Genomic DNA, 23,189 nt, shown 5'->3' on the forward strand with positions numbered 1-23,189 from the left:
GCCCAATCAGAAATGATTGGGCTTTTTGACGTTTACAGCAGAGCAAAAAGAGGCTCGACTCGTGACCTCAATAACTATTGACTCAACTGGTAGAGCGCAACCTTGCCAAAGTTGATGTCACGCCTAGCACCTCGAAGATCGGGAGCCTCGTGTGTCGCTCCCGTTTCTTAAAATAGAGAGCGAGAAGCCCAATCAGAAATGATTGGGCTTTTTGACGTTTACAGCAGAGCAAAAAGAGGCTCGACTCGTGACCTCAATAACTATTGACTCAACTGGTAGAGCGCAACCTTGCCAAAGTTGATGTCACGCCTAGCACCTCGAAGATCGGGAGCCTCGTGTGTCGCTCCCGTTTCTTTAAATAGAGAGCGAGAAGCCCAATCAGAAATGATTGGGCTTTTTGACGTTTACAGCAGAGAAAAAAGAGGCTCGACTAATGACCTCAGCAATTGGTAATTTTCGGATAAAGTGCCGCTTTGCCGAGATTAATATTAATGATAATTCTATTATGAAAAAATATTGCTATATTATGAATAGATGTGTTATTTTTCTTTACAATCTCGGCGTTGCTCTGGGGGATACGCGTTTTATTATCGAATAGATCTTAAATACGTAGGGTAGGTATCAGCAAATGCTTTTGTTGATAGAAGGGATACTAGTGACTGAAAACGTCACGTTTATGGGAAACCCAACAGTGAACACACTTACATTACACACCATCACAATCCGCTTTATATTTCAAATTTGCCCAGTACTTGAAGCTGGAAGCATCACCGAACCTTGAATCTCTGAAAAATATAGCCATCACTTGGCTTAATTTCTATATGCATATTGCTATGGAATGCATTTTTACATTTTAATTTTCTTATCTTTTAGTTTTTAGGATTGTTTTGTCCCAAAAAAGCGTAAGTGAGTTAAAGGAACATGTGATTTTTCAAGGTTAGAAAAATGAATACACTTTTTGATGTCAATAATGGCATTGTAATAGACAAAATTTCTGTTGAAACTCCAATGGTGGATAGCCTTTATGACTTGACCCCAGATCATAATGTTACTGAACAATCAGAGAATGAATCAGAGGTCCGTTCATACCCTCGACGCTTTCCTATTGCAATCAAACGTGCTTATGGTGCATTGATTGAGGATACTCGAGGTCAAATTTATCTAGATTGTCTTGCTGGTGCGGGTACGCTTGCTCTGGGTTATAACCATCCAGAGATTAATCAGGCGTTGAAAGACCATCTAGATTTAGGGCTACCATATCAAACACTAGACATTACGACACCAGTTAAAAATAAATTTATTCAACGTGTAAAATCCTTCTTACCCTCTTACTTCTCAGAGTCGTCGGTTATTCAGTTCTGCGGTCCATCTGGTGCTGATGCAGTAGAAGCAGCAATCAAATTAGCAAAACAAACTACTGGCCGAAACAGTATGTTTGCTTTTCGTGGTGCGTATCATGGTATGACAAATGGCACTATGGGTTTAATGGGTAATCTAGGAACAAAAGCTCGTCGTACAGGTTTAATGTCTGATGTTCATTTTATGCCTTTTCCTTATGATCTTCGTTGTCCATTTGGGATTAGTGGTAATGCAGGTGCAAAAGCCAGTATTCGCTATATTGAACGTTTATTAAATGATGATGAAGCAGGAATAATGAAGCCTGCTGCGATGATCGTTGAGCCAATTCAAGGTGAAGGTGGAGTTATTCCTGCGCCTGCATTTTGGTTGAAAGAGTTACGTCGACTATGTGATGAGCATGAAATTGTCTTAATTCTTGATGAAATCCAGTGTGGCGTCGCTAAAACTGGACATAACTTTGCGTTTGAAGAGTCGGAGATCACCCCTGATATTCTCTGCTTATCAAAAGCGATCGGTGGTGGTCTACCGATGTCTCTGCTTGTTTTTAATAAAAAGATAGATACTTGGAATGCAGGTGAGCACACAGGAACGTTTAGAGGTAATCAACTTGCAATGGTATCTGGTGAAAAAGCATTAGAGATCATACAACGTGATAAGTTAACAGCTAAAGCAAAAACTTCTGGAGAGTACTTTAAAAAAGGACTACAAGCCATTCAGCAGAGAGTGAGTTGTATTGCAGAAGTACGTGGCCATGGCTTAATGCTAGGTGTTGAGATCCAAAAAGTGGATGGTAGTAAAAATAAGTTTGGAGAGCCGAGCAGCGATGGTGATCTAACACTTGCTATCCAGCGGGCAGCATTAGAACGTGGGCTGATGATCGAAAAAGGTGGTCGAGATGGGTCTGTTCTTCGTTTTTTACCCCCTTTAATCATTACTCTTGAGCAAATAGACTTTGCGTTGAAGGTGCTAGAAGAGTCAATACTTTCATTAGTACCAACTATTCAAACAGTTAAAGTACAGCAAGAAGATTGGCAGCAATATTTTATTCAAACTGGTAAAGGAGGATCTAAGCAGTTTTTAGAAATGCTTAATCACACCAACCAAGCGCTAGCTTCTGTATTTGAAGATGTTGAAAAGCCTTATTCAGGAGTTGAACCTGCAGCACTTGAACAAGCTATTCAGCAAGTTAGCTTGGATGATAAAGTTAGTAACTTACGTGATGTTATTGATAATACAACCGACCTTGTTGTGAAAAACGCCATCTTTGTTCAGCATCCAAACTGCATTGCTCACCTTCACACGCCACCTTTACTTTCCTCTATTGCTGCTGAAGCTATGATTGCAGCCTTAAATCAATCAATGGACTCTTGGGATCAAGCATCCTCTGCTACTTATGTAGAACAAAAAGTAATTGATTGGGTGTGTGAGAAATACCAATTGGGTAAGGTATCGGATGGTGTTTTTACTAGTGGTGGTACACAAAGTAATCTAATGGGATTGCTACTTGCTCGTGATTGGATTGCTGATAAAGTGAGCCGACATTCGATTCAAAAAGCTGGGTTACCAGACTATGCAGATAAATTACGTATAATATGCTCTAAAAAATCACATTTCACCGTGCAAAAATCTGCATCTTTGTTAGGATTAGGTGAGCACTCTGTATGCTGTGTTGATACTAATTCAAATGGAACAATTTGTATCGATTCACTAAAGACAGCTGTTGATGAATTAAAAGTAAGTGGTTTAATTCCATTCGCTTTAGTTGGAACAGCAGGAACAACCGATCATGGTGCAATTGATGACTTATCTGCTTTATCAGCAGTAGCAGAAACGCAGGGTATGTGGTTTCATATCGATGCAGCTTATGGTGGGGCTCTGATCTTAAGCAGTCATAAACAACGTTTATTGGGCATTGAGAAAGCAGATTCTCTTAGTGTTGATTTTCATAAATTATTTTATCAAACAGTAAGTTGTGGTGCATTGTTAGTTAAAGATAAGTCTCATTTGAGCTATTTACTACATCATGCTGATTACTTAAATCGTGAAGAGGATGTATTACCTAACTTAGTTGATAAATCCATAGCAACAACCAAACGATTTGATGCGTTAAAAGTATTTATGACAATGCAAAATGTGGGACCTGAACAGCTAGGTAAAATGTACGATCACCTACTGCTACAGACACAGCAAATCGCAAAACTAATTCAAAACAGTGAGCGTTTTGAACTACTGGCAGAACCGTCACTTTCAACAGTGTTATTTCGTTCTAAAAGTCGAATTATCAAGGATTTAGATAAGCTTAATAAAACAGTAAGGCTAGAAGCGTTAACGCGTGGTATAGCAGTGCTAGGTGAGACGATTGTGGAAGATAACACCGCACTTAAATTCACCATCTTAAATCCATGCTTAAAGATTACTGATTTTGAATCTTTATTGGAAAAAATTGATAAGTTAGTAACTGAACTAGAAAAATAAGGGTAAAACGATAATGTCTATTCTACAAATTGGCGCTGGTGGCGTTGGATGGGTGGTTGCACATAAAGCAGCACAAAATAATGACACACTAGGCGATATTACGATTGCTTCTCGTACCATTGCAAAATGTGAAAAGATCATCGAATCGATTAAAGGTAAAAATAACCTGAAAGATACGACGAAGAAATTAGAAGCAAAAGCAGTAAATGCTGATGATGTTGATGCACTTGTTGCCCTTATCAAAGAAGTTAAGCCTGATCTTGTTATTAATGCAGGTCCTCCATGGGTAAATATTGCAATCATGGAAGCTTGTTATCAAGCACAAGTATCTTACTTAGATACGTCTGTCGCTGTGGATCTATGCTCTGAAGGACAACAAGTTCCTGAAGCGTATGATTGGCAATGGGGCTACCGTGAGAAATTTAAAGAAGCGGGCATTACAGGTATTTTAGGTGCAGGCTTTGATCCTGGCGTGGTGAGTGTGTTTGCAGCTTATGCTGTTAAGCACCTGTTTGATGAAATTGAAACCATAGATGTAATGGACATCAACAATGGCGATCATGGTAAAAAGTTTGCAACCAACTTTGACCCAGAAACTAACATGCTAGAAATCCAAGGTGATTCTTTCTACTGGGAAAATGAAGAGTGGAAGCAAGTGCCGTGTCACACACGTATGCTAGAGTTTGATTTCCCACATTGTGGTAGCCATAAAGTTTATTCAATGGCTCATGATGAAGTTCGTTCAATGAAAGAATTTATTCCTGCAAAACGCATTGAATTCTGGATGGGTTTTGGTGATGCTTATTTAAACTACTTTAACTGTATGCGTGATATTGGTTTATTAAGCCCTGATCCACTAACATTGCATGATGGAACGGTTGTTCAACCTTTGCACGTATTAAAAGCGTTACTGCCAGATCCAACATCACTTGCTCCGGGTTACACGGGTTTAACGTGTATTGGTACTTGGGTACAAGGTAAGAAAGATGGTAAAGAGCGTAGTGTATTTATTTACAATAATGCCGATCACGAAGTGGCATACAAAGACGTAGAACACCAAGCGATTTCTTACACGACAGGTGTACCTGCAATTACTGCTGCACTGCAATTCTTCCGTGGTGAGTGGGCGGATAAAGGCGTATTCAACATGGAGCAGCTAAACCCTGATCCGTTCCTAGAAACAATGCCTGAAATTGGCCTAGATTGGCACGTACAAGAGTTGACTCCAGGACAACCAAAAATTAATATCTTAAAATAAACTACGATTATTATAATCGATAGCGTTAAGTAAGATAAATAAAACAATCTTAGCCGATGTGATAATAAAGTAGATTATCACATCGGCTTTGTTCGATTTTTAGAGAAGAGAATCATGAAAACTCAATTAAATAAAAATGAGTTAAAGACTCCTTACTTCATGATTGATGAAGCAAAACTTATTGCTAATCTTGAAGTTGCAAAGAGATTAAAAGAACTATCAGGCGTTAAATTAGTATTGGCGTTAAAATGTTTTTCGACGTGGGGAATATTCGATATCATCAAGCCTTATCTTGATGGTACAACGAGTAGTGGTCCTTATGAAGTTAAATTGGGTCACGAAACCTTCGGTGGTGAAACTCATGCATATAGCGTGGGTTACAGTGAAGATGACGTAAAAGCCGTAGTCGATATCTGCGATAAGATGATCTTTAATTCACAATCTCAGCTTGCCGCTTATCGTCACTTAGTTGAAGGAAAAGCTTCTATTGGACTTCGCTTAAATCCGGGAGTGAGCTATGCAGGTCAAGATTTAGCTAACCCTGCGCGCGAGTTTTCCCGTTTAGGTGTGCAAGCAGACCATCTCGATCCTCAAATATTCGAGAGCCTGAATGGCGTTATGTTTCACATGAACTGTGAAAACAAAGACGTTGATGCATTTTCAGCGCTACTAGACGCTATTTCAGATAAATTTGGTACTTACTTAGATAAACTAGAGTGGGTTAGCTTAGGTGGTGGTGTATTCTTTACATGGCCAAATTATAATGTTGAAAAACTAGCTTCTGTCTTAAAAGCGTTCTCTGATAAACACCAAGTTCAGCTTTATCTTGAACCGGGTGAAGCGATAATAACTAAAACGGCTGATCTTGTAGTGACTGTTGTTGATATTATCGAGAATGGTAAAAAAACAGCGATTGTAGATTCAGCGACAGAAGCACATCGGTTAGACACCTTGATTTATAACGAACCAGCATCAATATTAGAGGCTTCAGAAAATGGCGAATACCAGTACGTGATTGGTTCGTGCTCATGCTTAGCTGGTGATCAGTTTTGTGAGACACAATTTGAACAGCCATTAAAGATAGGTCAAAAGCTGCATTTGTTAGACAGTGCGGGTTATACCATGGTTAAATTAAATTGGTTTAACGGTTTAAAGATGCCATCAATTTATTGTGAACGTGTAACTGGTGACATCGAGAAGCTAAATGAATTTGGCTATGATGATTTTAAACGTTCATTATCACAATGGACGGTAAGTTAATACTTATACCAATAGTAGTAAATAGCTGACTATCCTAACTGGTTAAAATACTCGATTACTTGCTTACTGTGATTGGTATTATATAGATTGGTATTTCTTTGGGGATAAAAATGGCAGCGTATTTAACACTGCCATTTATTGATTATTTATATAGAGTTGAGAGTTAAATTACCGTTACAACCATATCGTCGCTTATGGCTTCTATTTCAGCTGCTAGGTCATTTACATTAGCTGATAAAGGTAATTTTAAGCTTAATGTTGCAGTGAAAACACTACTTCCATTTGCAGGAATACCAATTCGGTGGCTGTTCATATCAACTAACTCAACAGACTCCTTCTGCAAAATATTACTGATATCATTAACGATACCTGCTCTGTCTTCAGCATCAACCTTTAACTGTGTATGTTGGCTTTCAACAATGGTTTCTAATGAATCAGTAAAGGTAACCAGCAAATCCTCTTGAGAAGAAAAATAATCTTGCACTGTTTTTTTATGCTCAGCTGGAATTTCAATTTTTATCACCGCAGAAATATGCGCATCAAGGTAGTGAACTTTACTGACTAGCCATTTCCCACCTTTTTCATGAGTCACAGAAGCCAGTCGTTTAATTAGATCTGGGCTAGAAATTCCAACAAAAGCAGCAATAAATACACTTTTCATAGTGACGCCTCCAACTGAGTTAGGATGTTCTTATATTAATAAGTTATCTTTAATACCAGTGTAGACGCCCTGCCTATAAAAAGTTTGATAAACATCAATTTATCGAGTTAGCTACAAGATCGAGTTCAAACTTTAGTATTCTATTTTTTATCTTTAACTTGAGTAGCGAGAGTTGTAGAGAGGGTATGCATCTCAGGTAAAATTTGATGCATTAAATGCAATTGTTGTAACACCATACGGACTGAGTTTTCGTCTTCATCTCGCCATTCCGATAGGCGTTTTTCAATACTTTCTTCTGCGATAATATTTAACTTTTCACTGCAATCGGTATTGTTCAATTGGCATTGGATTTGATTCAAATGCGAATGAATAATGCGATGTGATTCTGCAACTAACTGATGAGTTTCTTCATCTTTTAATCGAACTCGATGAGCTCCAAGCGCCGATATATAGCTCAACATAGCATGGCATAAGCAGAGAAAGCGAAACGATTCATCTACTGCGGTTTGATATTTTCCAGGTTCAATTAGCATATTACTAATGGCTGAGCTGAGTGCCGCTTCATTGTTATGAGCTTGGCGGCGAGAGAGTCGATATTGCAAAGAATCTTTTTTCCCTGCTCGATACTGAGCAATAATATTTGATAAATAGTCTTGATGAGCATGAACCGTATCGGTCATTACCTTGTGCAAACGTTTTGATTGCCAGTCGGGTAAAATATAAGTGACAGCAACAACAGCTAGCATACAACCAACAATGGTATCTCCTAAGCGAGGAAGAATAACCGCGTAACCTTCACCCAGTTGATTAAAGCAGAAGAGTACTAAAATAGTGATAAATGCCGTTGCAAAACCATAATTAGCTAATCGAAAAGCAAAAAAGAGCACACCAGCAATCACCATTAAGACTAATTGGCTATCAAGAGCGGGGAACAAGACTAGTAATGCCGTTCCTGCTAACAACCCAATGATTGTTCCTGCAACACGAGCAACCAGTTTCTCTTTGGTTGCACTGTAGTTTGGTTGACACACAAAAAGGGTGGTTAATAAAATCCAATAACCGCGATCCAAATCAAATGCTTGAATGATTCCGTAGCCTGCGGTGAGCGCTAGCGCCATTCGAATCGCATGACGAAATAGCATTGAATCTGTGGTCATGTTTGCTCTTAAACGTTGCCACATGGCTTTTGGTGTATGTGCACCTTGATCGGCTAATACTGTATCCTCTTCACTGTCTAAACTTCTTTCTGGGTTACTAATATTGGCAAACTGACGTTCAACCGTTGCGAGATTATTAAATAAATACTCGAGTTGGATCACCGATAAGCGCCATTCAGGTCGTTGTTGCTCTTTTAGGGCAATTAATGACTGCTGTAGCTCATCCAAAGCAAAGGTTGACGTTTGTGCATGTTGATAAGGTAGCCCAAGAGATAAGCAACGAGCGACTTCTTTACACGCTTCAGATTGACTGTGTAATAAATGTTTAAAACGGAAAAGAATATCACTACGACTAAAGGTATTCGCGAGGTCTTGATAGCGATAATGGCTAGAGCTAACACGCTCATGAATATCTTGAGCAATAAAGTAGATTTTTAAAAATCGGTCAGTGGCACCAACTACATGTCCACCTTTGGCGCGAGTAAGTAAAGATGCTTTACTGTTGTTTAATGCAGTTACCATCTGAGCATTGTTTTTGGCTTCTTGAAGACGATAAGGCTGTGGAGTTAAGTTAGTAACAGGGTGAAATAATTCACTTTTACTATTTAAATAGGTTGCCATGGTTTCAAAAACGGTAGCCAAATTTTGTTGTACGGGCTGCAAAGGCCAAAAAATTTGCCATGTAAGAGAAATTGAGTAATACCAAGCTGCGCCACCTAATAAGAGCATCGGTTGATACCAAAGATTAGGGCTGTCTGCCGCACCTAGCATAGTATAAATAGCAATTAATAAAGAACCAAAGGCAATACTCGCATAGCGAGGACCTAATGCTCCTAGCATAATAAATGAAAAGGTTGAGCAGAAAAGCCCAATAGCAAATAAAATTGGAGTATGAAAAAGTAATTCAATAGAGAAAGCAGCAATAGCAAAACAAATAAAAGTTAAGAATAGAGCCTTAAGACGGCCTGATAATTTGTCATCAGTTTCTGCTAAGGCCGCAGCAATAATACCAAGAATAAGTGGGGTGATTGCCATGTTTTGTTCAAGGTACCAACAAGGGATCACTGCACCCACAAGTGCAAGTAAAACACGAACACTAAAATTAATGGTTTTATTAGCCCAATATTGACGGAAAATTTGGCGATAGGTCACAATACGTATTATCTAATTCATGGGAAAAAGTCATCATAACAAAGTCCTATAAAGATGGAACTATCACAGTGCTAATCATTGTCTTAATACTGATCTGAGACAACAAAAAAATAACCTGATATCCTAACCTATCTTCGAGTCATAAATGAGTGTTTGAAATACATTCATAAGTACAATTATCTTTAGGTAGTATTGAATCATGCAGATAAAAGCAACCACTTTCGCTCAGTGGTTAGTTCAAGGTGACTATTATCAACTTGAATTAGAGCAAGAGCAGCTGTTGTTTACCTCACATAAGTTTCAAGTGTCTGTCCCATTTGATAAATGGAGTGGCAAAGTCACTTTTCAAAGAGGGCTAGTGTGGAGTTCTCTTTGTTTTTATAATCGAAATGACCAAATAGCATGGCGAGTGTCTGGTTTACCTTGGCAAGAGTGTGATGAGAGTATTAATCGTGTATTAAATTCTTATGCAAATTGGAAAGAATCTAAAATCTCGTTGCTAAATGAGCTACAGCCACAAATGGTAGAATTAGTAGAAACCTTCTGTCATCAAAAGCGTTTTTTAAAGCAAACAGAAGCGTTATTAATGGTTGAGAAATTATATGATTTATTTGAGCAAACAGGGTTATCGATTCCTCTTGCCAAGCAGCTAAAACCGGATTGTATGGCGTTGGTTTTAGATTGGCTTACAGAGCCAGAGCAACAATTAAAAACCTTGAATGAGGATTGGCTAGAAAATCAAAAAATAGAATGGAAAACCTTTTTTTCTCAATGTGAGTCTCAACCACTGAATGAATCACAGCAGAGTGCTTTGTTGTTAAATGAAGACCATACATTAGTCCTTGCAGGTGCTGGCTCTGGCAAAACCAGTGTTTTAGTTGCACGCGTTAATTATTTAATTGAAAGCGGTCAGGCTCAAGCTGACGAGATCTTATTATTGGCGTTTGGTCGTCAAGCTGCGCAGGAAATGTCTGGTCGTATTATTGAAAAATTTGGCTTTGATGTTGGTCAGAAAGTTAAAGTAGCAACGTTTCATCAATTGGGTTTAGATATCATTCGTCATGTTGAGTACCAACAACCTAAGTTGTCGTGTTTAGTGACTAATGAGAAAGATCGCAAAGAGTGGTTTTCTCATGTACTTGACTCTGAATGGAAAAATGCGACAGCGGTGAACCGTTGGAAAAAGCATTTAAAAAAATGGCCAATAGCTTATCTTCGTGGAGATGTCGATTTAAAAGAAGAATCTCATAATGAAAAGCTTCAAGAGTGGTTATATAAGCAAATTTGCCAACTGAATGCCTTGCAGTTGGATAAAAAAGCGGTGATCAAAAAAATAGAATATCACGCAGATGCAGTACGATTGAAAAGCGAACTAAATATTGTCTGGCCATTCTTTAAAGCGTATGAAAGAACACTAAAGCAAGAAGAAGCGATTGATTATGAAATAATGATCACAAAAGCAAAGCGTTATATTAATGATAAAAAATACGATTTACCGTGGTCATTTGTCATGGTCGATGAGTATCAAGACATTTCACCGCAACGACTAGATTTGATTGAGTCTATTTGTCATAACGAAAATATACATCAAAATAAAGCAACGCTATTTGCTGTTGGAGATGATTGGCAGGCGATTTATCGTTTCTCTGGAGCCGATGTATCATTAACGACAGATTTTGAAACTCGCTTTCAATCGACAAAAGTAACTCAATTATCGACGACGTATCGATTTAATGATCAAATAGGGGCTGTCGCGAATCGTTTTATTCAAGAAAACCCATTACAGCTTAAAAAAGAGCTAACGAGTTTTACTAAACAGAAGCGAAAAGCGGTTAAAGTCATTGAGCATCAATCGATAGAAAAAGAGCTGTTATCATTATCTAAAAATATTAGAGATGGTGAAAAAGTGGTAATTTTAGGCCGTAACCATAGCCATAAACCAGATAATTTTGATGATTGGGTAAAGTATTATCCAGGCTTGAACTTGGAATATAATACATGTCATGCAAGTAAAGGAACGGAAGCTGATTATGTCTTTATTGTTGAAATGACAGCAGGACAATTTCCGATGAAAACCAGAACAATCTCTCTTGATGGTGCTTTACTTCCTCATGAAGAAGATTTTCCCTATGCAGAAGAGCGTCGTTTGTTTTATGTAGCTTTAACACGAGCAAAGAAAAAGGTGTGGATTATTTATCATGGTAAACCATCGCCATTTGTTCAGGAAATTGTAGATAAAGATTACCCTGTGATTATTGATTAGAGCAATGTAGCCTAATTATTATCATTAGAACGATATATATAATATGTTCTTATTTCAGTTTATCTGGGATAAGAGCATCCCTAACAGCACGTTACTCTTGAGATAGAGTACTTATTAAGAATTAATGGATTAATGAAAAAACACTTTTTAGCCATGTTTCTTCTCAGCTTAATTGGTTTACTTGGCATATCGGCAGTGTCCGCAAATTCACTGACTCAAGCTCAAGTGATAGAAGCAAAAACCAATCATTCATCTCAGCGCACTCAGCAGGATATTGATAAAGCAGCACAGCAGATCTTAGAGCTGCAAACCCACATTGAACAAGCAACAGATTCTTTATCTAACCTAACGATATATCGAAAGCACCTGACTCAGATTGTCTCTTCTCAAGAAAAAGAAATACAGGAACTTCAACGTCAAATTGATCAAATAGAAGAGACACGCCAAGGCATTATTCCATTAATGTATCATATGCTTGATGAACTAGACCGACTCCTACATACAGATCTTCCCATTCGTTTTACGGCACGAACAGAGCGCCTAGAACAATTGAATGCTTTAATTATTCGTGCGGATATCTCGGACGCAGAAAAGTTTCGTCGTATTCTTGAAGCGTTTCAGATCGAAATGGATTACGGCTATAAAATCGCGGCTTACCAACAAACAATCACGCTAGATGATGGCAGTCAAAGAGTGGTTCAACAGCTGCATATTGGTCGAATAATATTGATCTCAAGAAGTATTGATAAGCAACAAGCGTGGATTTGGCAACAAGACCAGCAACAGTGGCACTCCGTGTTAAGTGAGGATTTACCCGCGTTAGACAATGCTTTTTCGATAGCGCACAAACAAACGCCCCCTCAATTGTTGCGATTGCCTTTGTCAGTCAATACGTCTATTGAAAGCAATAAAAAGGAGGCTCACTAATGTTTAGCCGTTCATTTTTTATTATATTGATAGCACTGTTTGGTATGACTTCTTTTGTTCACGCTGATGATCTTTCTTTATTAGATAACAAAGCAAAAGAGAGCCAAGTAACACAGTTAGAGCAAGATAAATTACGCACACAAACCATCAAGCAAACTCGTGTGGAATTAGAGAAAAAATTAAATGCGTTAAAACGTTCCATTAAACAAGTAGAAAATGAGACACAGCAACTCAGCTCTGCTTTTAGTCAAAATGAAAAAACATTAACTGAGTTAGAAAAACAGTTACAAATAGAAACGGGCAGTTTAGGTGAATTATTTGGAGTGGTTCGCCAAGGCGCTAAATCGACGGAAGAAATCGTCATGTCCTCTGTTATTCAGCGCAGTGAAGGGCTCTCTTTAGCGCCTTTTGAGCGAGTAACTAATACGGACACTTTACCGTCAATAGCAGTGCTCTCTGATTATGTCAATGCCATGGCAACTTATATCGAACAAAGCCGCGTGGTTACCTCTGTGATGGTGAATCGACTACAAGGTAATGGATTAGTCGTTGAGGAGGGAATGCTCCGAGTGGGTGATATGGCGCTGCTTTCTGAACGTGGTGAGATGCAATGGAATCGTTCACAGGCACAAGCTGAACAATATTCACGATATCCAGATGATGCAACTAATACAGGGAACTTCAGGTCAAACTCAATGCTGATTGATGTAACTCGTGGTGGACTATTTACTCAATATGCTGAGCAACCAACATTACTTCAGCGCATTGAACAAGCGGGGATCGTTGGGCAGATCATTTTAGGCTTATTGCTGATCGGATTGATAATTACGGTGTATCGTAGTGTGGTTCTGATGACTATTCAATGGCAGATCAGCAAGCAATTATTGGTTCCGGAAACCTCGAGCAATAACCCGCTTGGCCGAATTCTATCTGTTTATGACAAAGAAAAAGGACAGAACCTAGAGTCGTTAGAGTTGCGATTACTGGAAGCGATTATGGATGAGCAACAAGGATTAGAAAAGGGGTTATCCATGCTCAAATTACTTGCTGCTTTAGCGCCCATGCTGGGGTTACTTGGCACTGTAACAGGTATGATTGAAACCTTCCAAGTGATCACTCAATTTGGAAATGGCGATCCAAAAGTCATGGCAGGAGGAATATCGATGGCGTTAACGACGACGGTATTAGGTCTAATCGCAGCCATGCCACTGTTGCTGGCCCACAACCTATTATCTAGTCGTGCAGACAGTATTAATGCCACATTAGAAAAGCTGGGCGTGAGTTTAGTCGCTGCCAAGGCTGAGAATGATAATGCTCGTATTATTTGATCAGTACTTCCCAACCATTAGTGAGTTTATGTCGCAAGGCGGCAGTGTATTGTGGTGGCTAATGTTGGTTGTTTTCTTTGGTGGTTTCTTAGTGATTGAGCGATTATTGTTTTTATCTTTCACGTTACCAAAGTATAAAAAACAGTGGATACAAGATTGGCAACGTCGTGATGACCATTCATCTTGGTACGCCATTGCACATAAGGAAGGGCTGATGCAAATTGCTCAGCATGAACTTTATCGCAATCTAAGTTTCATTAAGGTATTAGTCAACTTATGTCCAATGATTGGTTTATTAGGAACCGTGACAGGGATGGTAACGGTATTTGATTTAATGGCACAACAAGGCAGCAGCGATCCAAAATTGATGGCCTCTGGGATATCAATGGCTACCTTACCGACCATGGCTGGAATGGTTTCTGCCTTGGTTGGACTATTTGCTCATGCCCGATTATTAAAAGTCATGACTAGGCATGAATACCGTTTAGAGCAAGCATTAAGGAGTGACGAATGCGCATAATTCGTCGCACTAAAGCGAAAGAAGAAGCCAGTATTGATTTAACATCCATGCTTGATATTGTATTTATCATGCTTATATTTTTTATTGTTACTAGCTCATTTGTTCGTGAATCTGGGGTTGAAGTCAATCGCCCACAAGCCTTGAACTCTGTTGCTCAAAAAGAGACCGGGATTTTTGTGGCAATTACGGCTAATAACCAAATTTTCATTGATAAACGACACGTTGATATTGAGCGAGTAGAAGCGGTATTAGAGGCGTTATATTTAGATAATCCTCTAGCTAATTTGGTTATTCAAGCAGATAGACACGCTTACAATGGCACTGTTGTGTCTGTCATGGATGCCGCGAAAGGTGTTGGGATTAAAGGCATTGCGTTGGCAACGGAGTCGAAATAATGCGTCGAAGTGTGATGGCTTTTTTTCTGTCAATAGTGATGACGTTGGCTTTGTTTAGTTTTATGGCGTGGATGACGATTCAACCAAAAAACACGGCAGTATCAAGTGATACTCTGCAATTTGATGTTGTGATGGTAGAGCCGAATGCCGAGAGTCAGCGACGTATTCGTCAATTACCCGAGCCACCGAAAACACCTAGTGTACCTTCTTCAAAAAGCTCGTTGTCATCAAATGTGGCGAACGTTGCTCCTTTGGAAAACAGCACCATGCCTTCTATTGATGTTGGAGATATTGGGTTAAACGTAGCGGTGTCACTGCCTTCTTTTGATGGGCTAGGACAAAACCAACAAGCAATGCCTCTGTATCGGGTTGAACCGAAATACCCATCACGAGCACTAAAGCGTAAAATGGAAGGGTATGTGATTTTACGCTTTACCATCGATGAGCAAGGTAAACCTGTTGATATTGAGAGTGTTGAAGCGGAGCCAAGTAGAATATTTGTTCGTCCAGCGATTCAAGCATTAAGACAGTGGAAGTATCAACCTAAATTGAGAGAAGGTAAGGCGATCACTCAGCCAGGACAAACCGTGACATTGGAGTATAGATTGAACTAATGACTCTTTATCTTCACTCACTTTTTCGCTTTATTGGTTATGGTACCATCATAAGTTTTTTCCTTATCATCGGCCAAGTGCAAGCCAAAACCCTAAGCAGTTATAATGCTAAGAAGGTTCAGTATTCAAACCAACTACAGCAAAAGGGTGAATTAGTAGAGGCGATTTCTATTCTAGCTGAATTATCCCCATCAGCCGCATATGATCGCGCGTATATAGCCCGTGTTTTAGGGGTGTTTTATTGGCAGAATGAACAACCTAAACAAGCCATCTCCCAATTATCTGCTGCTATTTCTTTGCATGTATTAGAACAACAAGCGCAGTGGCAAACTGAAAAAATGCTGGCAGATATTTACTATTCAGATCATCAATGGTCAAAAGCAATTGAACATTATCAACATCTTTTAGTTAGTCGTTACCCTGTTCGTGCCGATAAGCAGAGCAAAGAGCTCGCTACGAGTAAAAATGAGATCCATTTACGTTTGGCAAACAGTTATTATCAGGATCAATCGTGGAAGTCCTGCTTAACTCATATTCGACAGTTTAAGCCAAAAAATCGTAATGAGAAAATTCAGAAGTTAAAAATTCAATTAGTCAGTGAACTGCAATTAACTCGTTGGTCATCAGCAGAGCGAACTGCACAAGCATTAATCGTGTACGAACCTAATCAAAAGATCTGGTGGCAACAATTAATTACCGCGCAGTTACAGCAACAACAAGCGGACAAAGCCTTGGTTAACTATTCACTGGCAAAGCAACAAGGTATTCAATTTGAAGTACAAGATTATAAAACCTTATCTCAACTTTATAGTCAAAATCGATTACCAGAGCAGGCCGCAAAGGTGATGGAGGAAATGTTTAGCAACTCCCCAAGCACCAAGAGTGAGTCGGAATTGGTTAGACAAGCAACCTATTGGCAAATGGCAAAAGAGTGGGATAAGGCAGAAGAAGCTTGGGGGAGTGCAGCCAAAGAGAGCACAAAGCATTACTGGTCTTTAGCGAAGTTACAATTACAACAAAAGGCGTATCAGCAGGCGTTAAAAAGCACTGAAAAAGCAAAATCAGTGATATTAGATTCTGATTATCGATTAATGAAAGTTCGTCTTTATTATAAGTTAGGGGGCTTTAATGATGCGTTTGCTGAGGCAAAAAAATTAAATGAGTTGTACCCATCAAAAGAAGCCAAAGATTGGATAAGTTATTTAACTCATAAGGTTTAGTTGGATTTTGCTTAGAACATCATCAAGACGTGTAAAAATAAAGCAAACGGTTAAGTTATGTAAGAAACCTCTTGACGGTAGAGTGCTAAATCATTAAATTAGCGCTCGTTGTCTCGAAAAGAGCAATGATTCGGTGAGTTGTCCGAGTGGCTGAAGGAGCACGCCTGGAAAGTGTGTGTACGGCAACGTACCGAGAGTTCGAATCTCTCACTCACCGCCACATTCTAAGCCCTAGCAGAAATGCTGGGGCTTTTTCGTATTCAAAATCATATCTTTAACTTCTTCTTCGCATCGGTTCGCCTTCTGCTGTTTTTTCTAATCTAGTTACGGTAAAAGCTCTCCAACTCTTACATATTGATTCTGGCTATTTTCAGCAATCGCTACCGAAGTAACACCGATTGGAACGGTGCTTAATTTCAATAATGCAAGATACTGAGAAAGGTTGAGACTGTTTCACTGAGGGTGGTATGAGTTTGGAGCGAACTCAACAGAGTACAGTATAGGCTTTGCGTAAATCACAGATAGGGAAGTCGATGAGGGAATCTTTAAGACTCCATGAAAGAAGTGCGAGGACGTATCTTGAGATTGATTATTAGAGTAGAAAAATGCCACTCGTATAGAATGAGTGGCATTAATTTATTAATCACTGTGTTTCATAACTAAAAGACGTTATTCTTCTCTAGCAGCTTCTGCTTCTGAAAGCTCATAACCGCGCATAGTTAAACCACAAAGCATCATTGGCACGGCATTGTAGATTTCAACAAATTCATCTAAACCTTCAATACCTTGTTCTTTTAAGGTATTTAGAGCAGTCTCTGGATCAAACAGCATACTGATAGAAAGTAACACACCACCTAAAAGGGCATTGTTTTCACTTTCTTCTGGCATTAATGTTTCCCAATCATCACGAGTTAGTTGCCAACCTTGTAATAAACCTTCAGAAAATTGACGTGTTTCAGTGGTTACAATCTCTTCATCATCAAGCTGGCAAGCTTCAGGCCACTGCCATTGCCCAGCAAGAAAAGCCTCACGATATTCATTCCAAAGATTAACTATCGCATTTGCATACGTTTCAAGATCTTCCGCACTAGTAAACGGCGAAGTATCCTCACCGCCCCATAAAAAGGCCAACCATTCATTTGGACTAATTAGGTTAGGAGCTGCGGCCATAGAAGCGACAAAACCTTGTGTTTGAGCCTCTGTTAGTAGTTTATTTTCTAATTCAGGGTTTGAAAGAATTGCCGTAAGTGATAAAGACATGATGTTCTTATTTCCATTCGATTTTTTCTTATTGTACCAAGAAGACTTCACCTTGTCTGAAATGAAATAGGCTTCTATTTTTTGGTAATTTTATTACTAAATTGAAAGGGGTAGCGGAATAATCTGAATTTAAATGCGAAAGTAGTTGTAAATTTACCACATTGTTTCAACTTCGAGATCTAATTCTAATAATAGTGTGGTTTAATAGCGATAATTACTGGTGCATTGGACGCTTCCAGTTTCTTTAACTGCCTAATAGATTAAAAGGCAGTTTATTAACCTAATAAATTGTAATTGGAGAGAGAAAGTAAATGTCTAGAAAAGGACCACTTTGTATTCGTAATGCAGCGGCTGATACATTCGCGATGGTGATTTTTTGTTTTATTACAGGCATGTTTATTGAAATTTTTATTTCAGGGATGACATTTGAGCAGTCATTGGCTTCTCGTACTCTTTCTATTCCGGTTAATATAGCAATAGCGTGGCCTTATGGGGTGTTTCGCGACTTGATGCTGCGTCAGGGCTCACGCTTGTCATCGGCACCATTCATGAAAAATATTGCAGACTTACTTGCTTATGTACTGTTCCAATCGCCAGTTTATGCAGCGATTTTATTTACAGTTGGGGCGAGTACTGATCAAATAATTACAGCAGTATCAAGTAATGCGGCTATCTCATGCGTTATGGGGGTATTTTATGGTTACTTCCTTGATGCATGCCGTAAAGCATTTAAAGTGCCTGGTTACACTCAACAAGCTTAATTCAGAATATTTCTAATGAAAAGCCAGCTTTAAATAAGCTGGCTTTTTTTGAAATTACGGCAAAGAGAGCGATTAAATAAATATTTATAAGGAGTTATAAGCGCTCAGCTAAATAGGCGTCGTAATCTGGGATCTCAATATCAAACTCTTTTGACATATTTGGTGATGTGATCATTAATTTTGCACTAGCACGGTTCATCGCAACAGGTACGTTCCAAACAGTCGCTATGCGTAGTAAAGCTTTAACGTCAGGATCATGTGGTACAGCATTAAGAGGATCCCAAAAGAAGATCATCATATCAATTTTCCCTTCCGAGATTAACGCTCCTAATTGCTGATCGCCACCCATAGGGCCGCTTAACAAACTTTTTATCGCCAACCCCGTTTCTCTGCTTAATAAATGCCCTGTAGTGCCAGTACCAAATAAGAAGTGCCCTTGTAAAGCGTCTTTATTTTCTTTCACCCAACGTAAAAGTTCAGGTTTATAGTGGTCATGGGCAACAAGAGCGATATTCTTATGAGCTGGGATAGTCCGTGTTGTTTTTTTCATTAGTATTCCTTCATTTTTTTAAGCTAGAGTGTTTTTATCTCAACTAAATGACAATATGATTACTCAGAAGAGTCGACGAAAAAAGTAGGTCGATATTCTGCTGGAGATAAAGAGTCTAGTAATACTTTTTTAGGTAAATGCATTGGTGTTAATGTTTCAATATTTGGCGACAATCTAAAAGGTAAAGGTTGTTGGTTTAAATAGCCTATTGTTTGCTTAATACTGAGTCGACCTTGCAGTACCATTTTATCGGTAGGGGAAAATAACACACGTTTACGTAATAAACCGCGATATACTGCATGACTTAGATAAGTAGAGACTAATCCCACTTGATTTTGCATTTTTCTGCTAGCTAATTCACTAATCGCCACTTCAATCGCTACTGCACCACCAACAAGATAGTCTAGCTTTTCATTTTGTAGAGCGTCCTGAATTAAATTGCGCTGTAATTCTTTACTATTATCACCCCAATAGGTTGCGCTAATGACAATATCACTGTTTTTAATTGCATCTTGAAACCCTTTTGTTACTGGCTTTGTACCACCGCGTGTTTTGGGGCCAGGAAGCCAGCCAATATAGGTTATTCCTGAATTTTTGGGATGCTGTTTTGCAAGGTAACTGCCCGCTTTAAATCCCATTTCATACCAATCAACACCAACTTCACCAAGGTGTAGTGGGGCTTTAGGTTCAGGAGCACTGGTTAATTGATTGACTGTTGCAAAGATAGGGATGTGCTTGGTGAGGCTTTCTAATTCATTTTGAAAAGCGATTGGATCAACCGTTCCTAAAATAATGGCATCAGATCCAATAGCGACACATTGCTTTATTTGCTCTCTTTGCCTATCTATATTTGGATAGCCACCAGATTCATAAACGGTTAATTCAATGTGATTTAATTTTGCTTCTTCCACCATGCCATAGTTAATAGAAAGCCAGTAAGAATCCTTCAAGTGAGGATAAATAGCACACAGTTTCCACGCTTCCTGCGCTGAAGAAAAAGGTGATAATAAAATAGAAAACAACAGAATAGCTATGGAATGAAAAGTAAGTTTCATGGTCTCTTCGCACTGACTTTAGGTTGGTGATATGATACTCGCATTACTTCTTTTTCTAAAGCGTATTCAGATTATGTTATTTGCTTCTACAGGGATAGGCCGCAAACTTTTTCTTACTTTTATGGTGATGATTGCCCTTATGGCATTTGGCTCTGTTGTTGGCGTCTTAGGTTTTTCTTATGTTGAAAAAACAGAAAGAACTGTGATTGATTCGGCAATTCCTGCGGTAATTGAAGCGCGTTATATCTCAGATTTGAGTACTAAAATTATCTCTACTTCTCAATTGCTATCTCAAGTTGATTCAGAAGCGGAAAGAAAAAAATATGGCAAAGAACTTTTTAGCTCAATTGAAAGTTTATACGTGAGGTTAAAAGGATTAGGGGTTTATCCTTTTGATAAAGCGCTATTGACTCGATTAGATCGACAAGTTCAAGATATTGTCGATAACTTGGCAACAATGGGCAACAACGTCGGCGAAAAAGTTGTTTTACATAAAAAAATCCAAGATAAAAGTAAAGAGTTAACCCAAACAGCACTTCAACTGGAAGAGTTAGCACGTTCCCAAGTGCTAAATTCAAATACTATTACTATCGCGAACGTAGTAAAAATATATGATTTAGTTGAAAACGAAAATAAAGATGCGATCTATAAAGCATTAGATACCTTAGTTGAGATCGATCTTGATTTAGCTGAGCGACTACATGAATTACGCTTATTGACCTTTAAAGTCGTTAATACCATCGATGATGCACGAAATAGCCACGATATCGCAAAAGTAGAGAAGCTGCGTCAAGATTTCACTCGTGATATGACGATTATTACTCGTCGTGTACAAGCGGTTGAAGATCCGAGCCGAACGCAACAAATGTTAATGCTAGCAAATAATCTTACCAAAAGTGAGCGTCTTTTTAGTGAACTGATTCAATTGGTTAATATTAATAAGAAACTCAAAGCATTAAGTGACGAGAATATACATCAGTTTCAAGAGTTAAACCTCACAATAGCTCAACTGCTTGAACAAGCCAATGATGTAACTCAGCAAGCAGTTGCAGATGTGAATTTTGTACTTAAAGTGGTACAGCAGTTATTGATTTCAATCACCCTATTAGGGCTATGTTTAGTTATTTATATTATGTGGCGCTATGTTTACGCTCGTGTGATCATGAGGCTAAATCAATATGAACAAGCGATTACCGATGTTGCAAATGGAAAACTGGATATTGAGTTAGATACCTCCGGTGATGATGAACTGGCTCAAATGGGGCGCTCAATCTTAGTTGCCCGTGATACAGCACAAGAGCTCCAAGATTATAAAGACAGTTTGGAATTACAGATCGCTCAGAGAACTCAAGAATTAAAATCCAGTAACGAACTGTTAAATGTAGAAATTATTAATCATGATAAAGCGCGAGATTTAGCAGAACAAGCGAACCGAGCTAAATCTGCATTCTTAGCAACCATGAGTCATGAAATTCGAACGCCTCTTAATGGTGTACTCGGTACAGGGGAGTTACTCCGTGGTAGTGGTTTAACGGCACAGCAGAAACAATATGTTGATATTATTAACCGCAGCGGTGAAAACCTCCTTGATTTGCTTAATGATATTTTGGACTACTCAAAAATAGAAGCGGGTCATTTATCTATTCGAGCAGTCAACTTTAATGTCCATTCAATGATCACAGATGTTCACCATCTATTTAGCTCAAGAGCACAACAAAAAGGCATTACCTTAGCGTTTGATGTCCCTGCTGACTTACCTGCATGGTGGATTGGAGATTGCACTCGAATTCGACAAGTACTCAATAATTTTGTTGGAAATGCGGTTAAATTCACTCATACCGGAAGTGTCACTATTCAATTGCACGTTATTTTAGATACCACACTATTATTTGAGGTTGTAGATACAGGTGTTGGAATTGCCACTCATGAAATTTCGAGTTTGTTTGAAGCCTTTACACAGGCTGAAGAAGGTCAAAAAGTATATGGTGGTACAGGATTAGGACTCGCTATTAGTCAGCGCCTTGTTGAAGCGATGGATGGTGAAATAGGGGTTGAATCTCAAGAAGGGTTAGGTAGCACATTTTGGTTCTCTTTAGATCTAGAAGAGGGGCATTGTATTACCGTGTCTAATGAAGATAGTATTATCCCCGAAGTGCCTTCTGCTCATCTACTCTTAGTTGAGGATAATCCTGTAAATCAAATGGTTGCGGTTGGATTTTTAGAAAGATTAGGTCATAAAGTCACAGCTGTTGATACAGGGTTACTTGCCGAAGAAGCATTGAAAGAAGCCTCGTTTGATATGTTACTTCTTGATATTAATTTACCAGATACAGATGGCGTATCATTACAAAAAAGATTAAGAGATATTGAGAAAGAAAAAGAAGGTAGTAATGAATACACTCCAATACTTGCTGTTTCTGCTCATGTATTTGATGAAGATATAGAGAGCTATTTAGCTGCAGGCTTTGATGGTTTTTTAGCAAAACCTTTAGTTGAAAATCAATTAATCAAAATGCTGAATCGTTTTTTGAGTGACAATCACCAACAGAAAGGGGCTGAAGTTCCTCAAGAAAAATTAACTCTTGTTATTGAAAATGACAGTGCCGAGGAGATAGAGATGATATTGAATGAAAAAGTACTGCAGAGTGATTTGGCTGTTTTAGGTGATGAGAGAATGCTGAAGATTATTGCTCTATTTAGACAATCCTCTAAAGATAACCTGAGTCAATTACAAGAAGCTATTGAGGAAAATGATACTTATCAAGTTAATCAATTAGCACATAAATTAAAAGGCTCAGCTGGTAGCCTAGGATTGATGCAATTATATGAACTGTGTAATCGCTATGAAGAAATGGGAAAAACGGGAGATATTTCTCAATGCGATAACATAGAGTTAGAGGCAGTTTATCGTAACTCTCTTTTGGCAGTGACTCACTTTTTTGACAGATGAAATTAACTTCATGACTATTTAGTT

General features: G+C 38.7%; 17 protein-coding genes and 1 tRNA gene. 13 read left to right on the forward strand and 5 right to left on the reverse strand.

The annotated features are described in order from the left end of the window. Positions 1 to 945: 945 nt before the first annotated feature. From ACU5DF_RS09580 to nspC, 3 genes are all read left to right on the forward strand, one after another. A complete protein-coding gene (locus tag ACU5DF_RS09580) occupies positions 946 to 3,834 on the forward strand; it encodes a pyridoxal phosphate-dependent class III aminotransferase (RefSeq protein WP_446712685.1) in 2,889 nt (962 codons plus the stop codon). A gap of 13 nt (positions 3,835 to 3,847) precedes the next feature. Then, a complete protein-coding gene (locus ACU5DF_RS09585) occupies positions 3,848 to 5,092 on the forward strand; it encodes a carboxynorspermidine synthase (protein WP_045102415.1) in 1,245 nt (414 codons plus the stop codon). A gap of 114 nt (positions 5,093 to 5,206) precedes the next feature. Beyond that, positions 5,207 to 6,352: a carboxynorspermidine decarboxylase gene (nspC, locus tag ACU5DF_RS09590; protein WP_446712686.1), complete on the forward strand. Its 1,146-nt coding sequence runs from the start codon at positions 5,207 to 5,209 to the stop codon at positions 6,350 to 6,352. 163 nt (positions 6,353 to 6,515) lie between these two features. Here nspC and ACU5DF_RS09595 read toward each other — a convergent pair whose 3' ends face one another. Then, entirely contained in the window at positions 6,516 to 7,013 is a 498-nt protein-coding gene (locus tag ACU5DF_RS09595; RefSeq protein ID WP_446712687.1) for a glycine cleavage system transcriptional repressor, read from the reverse strand. 140 nt (positions 7,014 to 7,153) lie between these two features. After that, positions 7,154 to 9,322, reverse strand: a complete 2,169-nt coding sequence (gene yccS, locus ACU5DF_RS09600) for a YccS family putative transporter (RefSeq protein WP_446712688.1) — start codon at positions 9,320 to 9,322, stop codon at positions 7,154 to 7,156. A gap of 199 nt (positions 9,323 to 9,521) precedes the next feature. On the opposite strand from yccS, the gene helD reads away from it, so the two are divergent. From helD to ACU5DF_RS09640, 8 genes are all read left to right on the forward strand, one after another. Then, positions 9,522 to 11,585 (forward strand): DNA helicase IV, encoded by a 2,064-nt coding sequence (helD, locus tag ACU5DF_RS09605; RefSeq protein WP_446712689.1) that lies wholly within the window; start codon positions 9,522 to 9,524, stop codon positions 11,583 to 11,585. A gap of 132 nt (positions 11,586 to 11,717) precedes the next feature. After that, positions 11,718 to 12,512 (forward strand): DUF3450 domain-containing protein, encoded by a 795-nt coding sequence (locus ACU5DF_RS09610; RefSeq protein WP_446712690.1) that lies wholly within the window; start codon positions 11,718 to 11,720, stop codon positions 12,510 to 12,512. Continuing rightward, positions 12,512 to 13,840 (forward strand): MotA/TolQ/ExbB proton channel family protein, encoded by a 1,329-nt coding sequence (locus ACU5DF_RS09615; protein WP_446712691.1) that lies wholly within the window; start codon positions 12,512 to 12,514, stop codon positions 13,838 to 13,840. Before ACU5DF_RS09610 ends, ACU5DF_RS09615 begins: the two co-directional genes overlap by 1 nt. Continuing rightward, entirely contained in the window at positions 13,824 to 14,360 is a 537-nt protein-coding gene (locus ACU5DF_RS09620) for a MotA/TolQ/ExbB proton channel family protein (RefSeq protein WP_446712692.1), read from the forward strand. The genes ACU5DF_RS09615 and ACU5DF_RS09620 overlap by 17 nt, the downstream gene beginning before the upstream one ends. Next, entirely contained in the window at positions 14,351 to 14,755 is a 405-nt protein-coding gene (locus ACU5DF_RS09625; protein ID WP_446712693.1) for an ExbD/TolR family protein, read from the forward strand. The genes ACU5DF_RS09620 and ACU5DF_RS09625 overlap by 10 nt, the downstream gene beginning before the upstream one ends. Beyond that, positions 14,755 to 15,369 (forward strand): energy transducer TonB, encoded by a 615-nt coding sequence (locus ACU5DF_RS09630; protein ID WP_446712694.1) that lies wholly within the window; start codon positions 14,755 to 14,757, stop codon positions 15,367 to 15,369. Before ACU5DF_RS09625 ends, ACU5DF_RS09630 begins: the two co-directional genes overlap by 1 nt. Further along, a complete protein-coding gene (locus ACU5DF_RS09635) occupies positions 15,369 to 16,589 on the forward strand; it encodes a tetratricopeptide repeat protein (RefSeq protein WP_446712695.1) in 1,221 nt (406 codons plus the stop codon). The genes ACU5DF_RS09630 and ACU5DF_RS09635 overlap by 1 nt, the downstream gene beginning before the upstream one ends. A 132-nt stretch (positions 16,590 to 16,721) precedes the next feature. Further along, a tRNA-Ser gene (locus ACU5DF_RS09640) sits at positions 16,722 to 16,809 on the forward strand. 449 nt (positions 16,810 to 17,258) lie between these two features. Here ACU5DF_RS09640 and ACU5DF_RS09645 read toward each other — a convergent pair. Next, positions 17,259 to 17,849: a UPF0149 family protein gene (locus ACU5DF_RS09645; protein ID WP_446712696.1), complete on the reverse strand. Its 591-nt coding sequence runs from the start codon at positions 17,847 to 17,849 to the stop codon at positions 17,259 to 17,261. A 311-nt stretch (positions 17,850 to 18,160) separates the two neighbouring features. On the opposite strand from ACU5DF_RS09645, the gene ACU5DF_RS09650 reads away from it, so the two are divergent. Continuing rightward, a complete protein-coding gene (locus ACU5DF_RS09650) occupies positions 18,161 to 18,610 on the forward strand; it encodes an L-alanine exporter AlaE (protein ID WP_446712697.1) in 450 nt (149 codons plus the stop codon). A 94-nt stretch (positions 18,611 to 18,704) separates the two neighbouring features. On the opposite strand, the gene ACU5DF_RS09655 is transcribed toward ACU5DF_RS09650, so the two are convergent. Together ACU5DF_RS09655 and torT are read right to left on the reverse strand one after the other, a co-directional pair. Next, entirely contained in the window at positions 18,705 to 19,160 is a 456-nt protein-coding gene (locus ACU5DF_RS09655; RefSeq protein ID WP_045102403.1) for a methylglyoxal synthase, read from the reverse strand. 59 nt (positions 19,161 to 19,219) lie between these two features. Further along, positions 19,220 to 20,215 carry a TMAO reductase system periplasmic protein TorT gene (gene torT / locus ACU5DF_RS09660; protein WP_446712698.1) on the reverse strand — a complete coding sequence of 332 codons (996 nt, stop codon included), beginning with the start codon at positions 20,213 to 20,215 and terminating at the stop codon, positions 19,220 to 19,222. Between the two features lie 73 nt (positions 20,216 to 20,288). Between torT and torS the strand changes: the two genes are divergently transcribed. After that, a complete protein-coding gene (gene torS, locus ACU5DF_RS09665) occupies positions 20,289 to 23,165 on the forward strand; it encodes a TMAO reductase system sensor histidine kinase/response regulator TorS (protein ID WP_446714218.1) in 2,877 nt (958 codons plus the stop codon). Positions 23,166 to 23,189: the final 24 nt, after the last annotated feature.

The sequence above is a fragment of the Aliivibrio wodanis genome (assembly GCF_052920805.1).

Bases quoted from the DNA above. Each gene is read 5' to 3' on its own strand.
- ACU5DF_RS09580 (WP_446712685.1), top strand. From the start codon at position 946: ATGAATACACTTTTTGATGTCAATAATGGCATTGTAATAGACAAAATT.
- ACU5DF_RS09585 (WP_045102415.1), top strand. From the start codon at position 3,848: ATGTCTATTCTACAAATTGGCGCTGGTGGCGTTGGATGGGTGGTTGCA.
- nspC (WP_446712686.1), top strand. From the start codon at position 5,207: ATGAAAACTCAATTAAATAAAAATGAGTTAAAGACTCCTTACTTCATG.
- ACU5DF_RS09595 (WP_446712687.1), bottom strand. From the start codon at position 7,013: ATGAAAAGTGTATTTATTGCTGCTTTTGTTGGAATTTCTAGCCCAGAT.
- helD (WP_446712689.1), top strand. From the start codon at position 9,522: ATGCAGATAAAAGCAACCACTTTCGCTCAGTGGTTAGTTCAAGGTGAC.
- ACU5DF_RS09610 (WP_446712690.1), top strand. From the start codon at position 11,718: ATGAAAAAACACTTTTTAGCCATGTTTCTTCTCAGCTTAATTGGTTTA.
- ACU5DF_RS09615 (WP_446712691.1), top strand. From the start codon at position 12,512: ATGTTTAGCCGTTCATTTTTTATTATATTGATAGCACTGTTTGGTATG.
- ACU5DF_RS09620 (WP_446712692.1), top strand. From the start codon at position 13,824: ATGCTCGTATTATTTGATCAGTACTTCCCAACCATTAGTGAGTTTATG.
- ACU5DF_RS09625 (WP_446712693.1), top strand. From the start codon at position 14,351: ATGCGCATAATTCGTCGCACTAAAGCGAAAGAAGAAGCCAGTATTGAT.
- ACU5DF_RS09630 (WP_446712694.1), top strand. From the start codon at position 14,755: ATGCGTCGAAGTGTGATGGCTTTTTTTCTGTCAATAGTGATGACGTTG.
- ACU5DF_RS09635 (WP_446712695.1), top strand. From the start codon at position 15,369: ATGACTCTTTATCTTCACTCACTTTTTCGCTTTATTGGTTATGGTACC.
- ACU5DF_RS09645 (WP_446712696.1), bottom strand. From the start codon at position 17,849: ATGTCTTTATCACTTACGGCAATTCTTTCAAACCCTGAATTAGAAAAT.
- ACU5DF_RS09650 (WP_446712697.1), top strand. From the start codon at position 18,161: ATGTCTAGAAAAGGACCACTTTGTATTCGTAATGCAGCGGCTGATACA.
- ACU5DF_RS09655 (WP_045102403.1), bottom strand. From the start codon at position 19,160: ATGAAAAAAACAACACGGACTATCCCAGCTCATAAGAATATCGCTCTT.
- torT (WP_446712698.1), bottom strand. From the start codon at position 20,215: ATGAAACTTACTTTTCATTCCATAGCTATTCTGTTGTTTTCTATTTTA.
- torS (WP_446714218.1), top strand. From the start codon at position 20,289: ATGTTATTTGCTTCTACAGGGATAGGCCGCAAACTTTTTCTTACTTTT.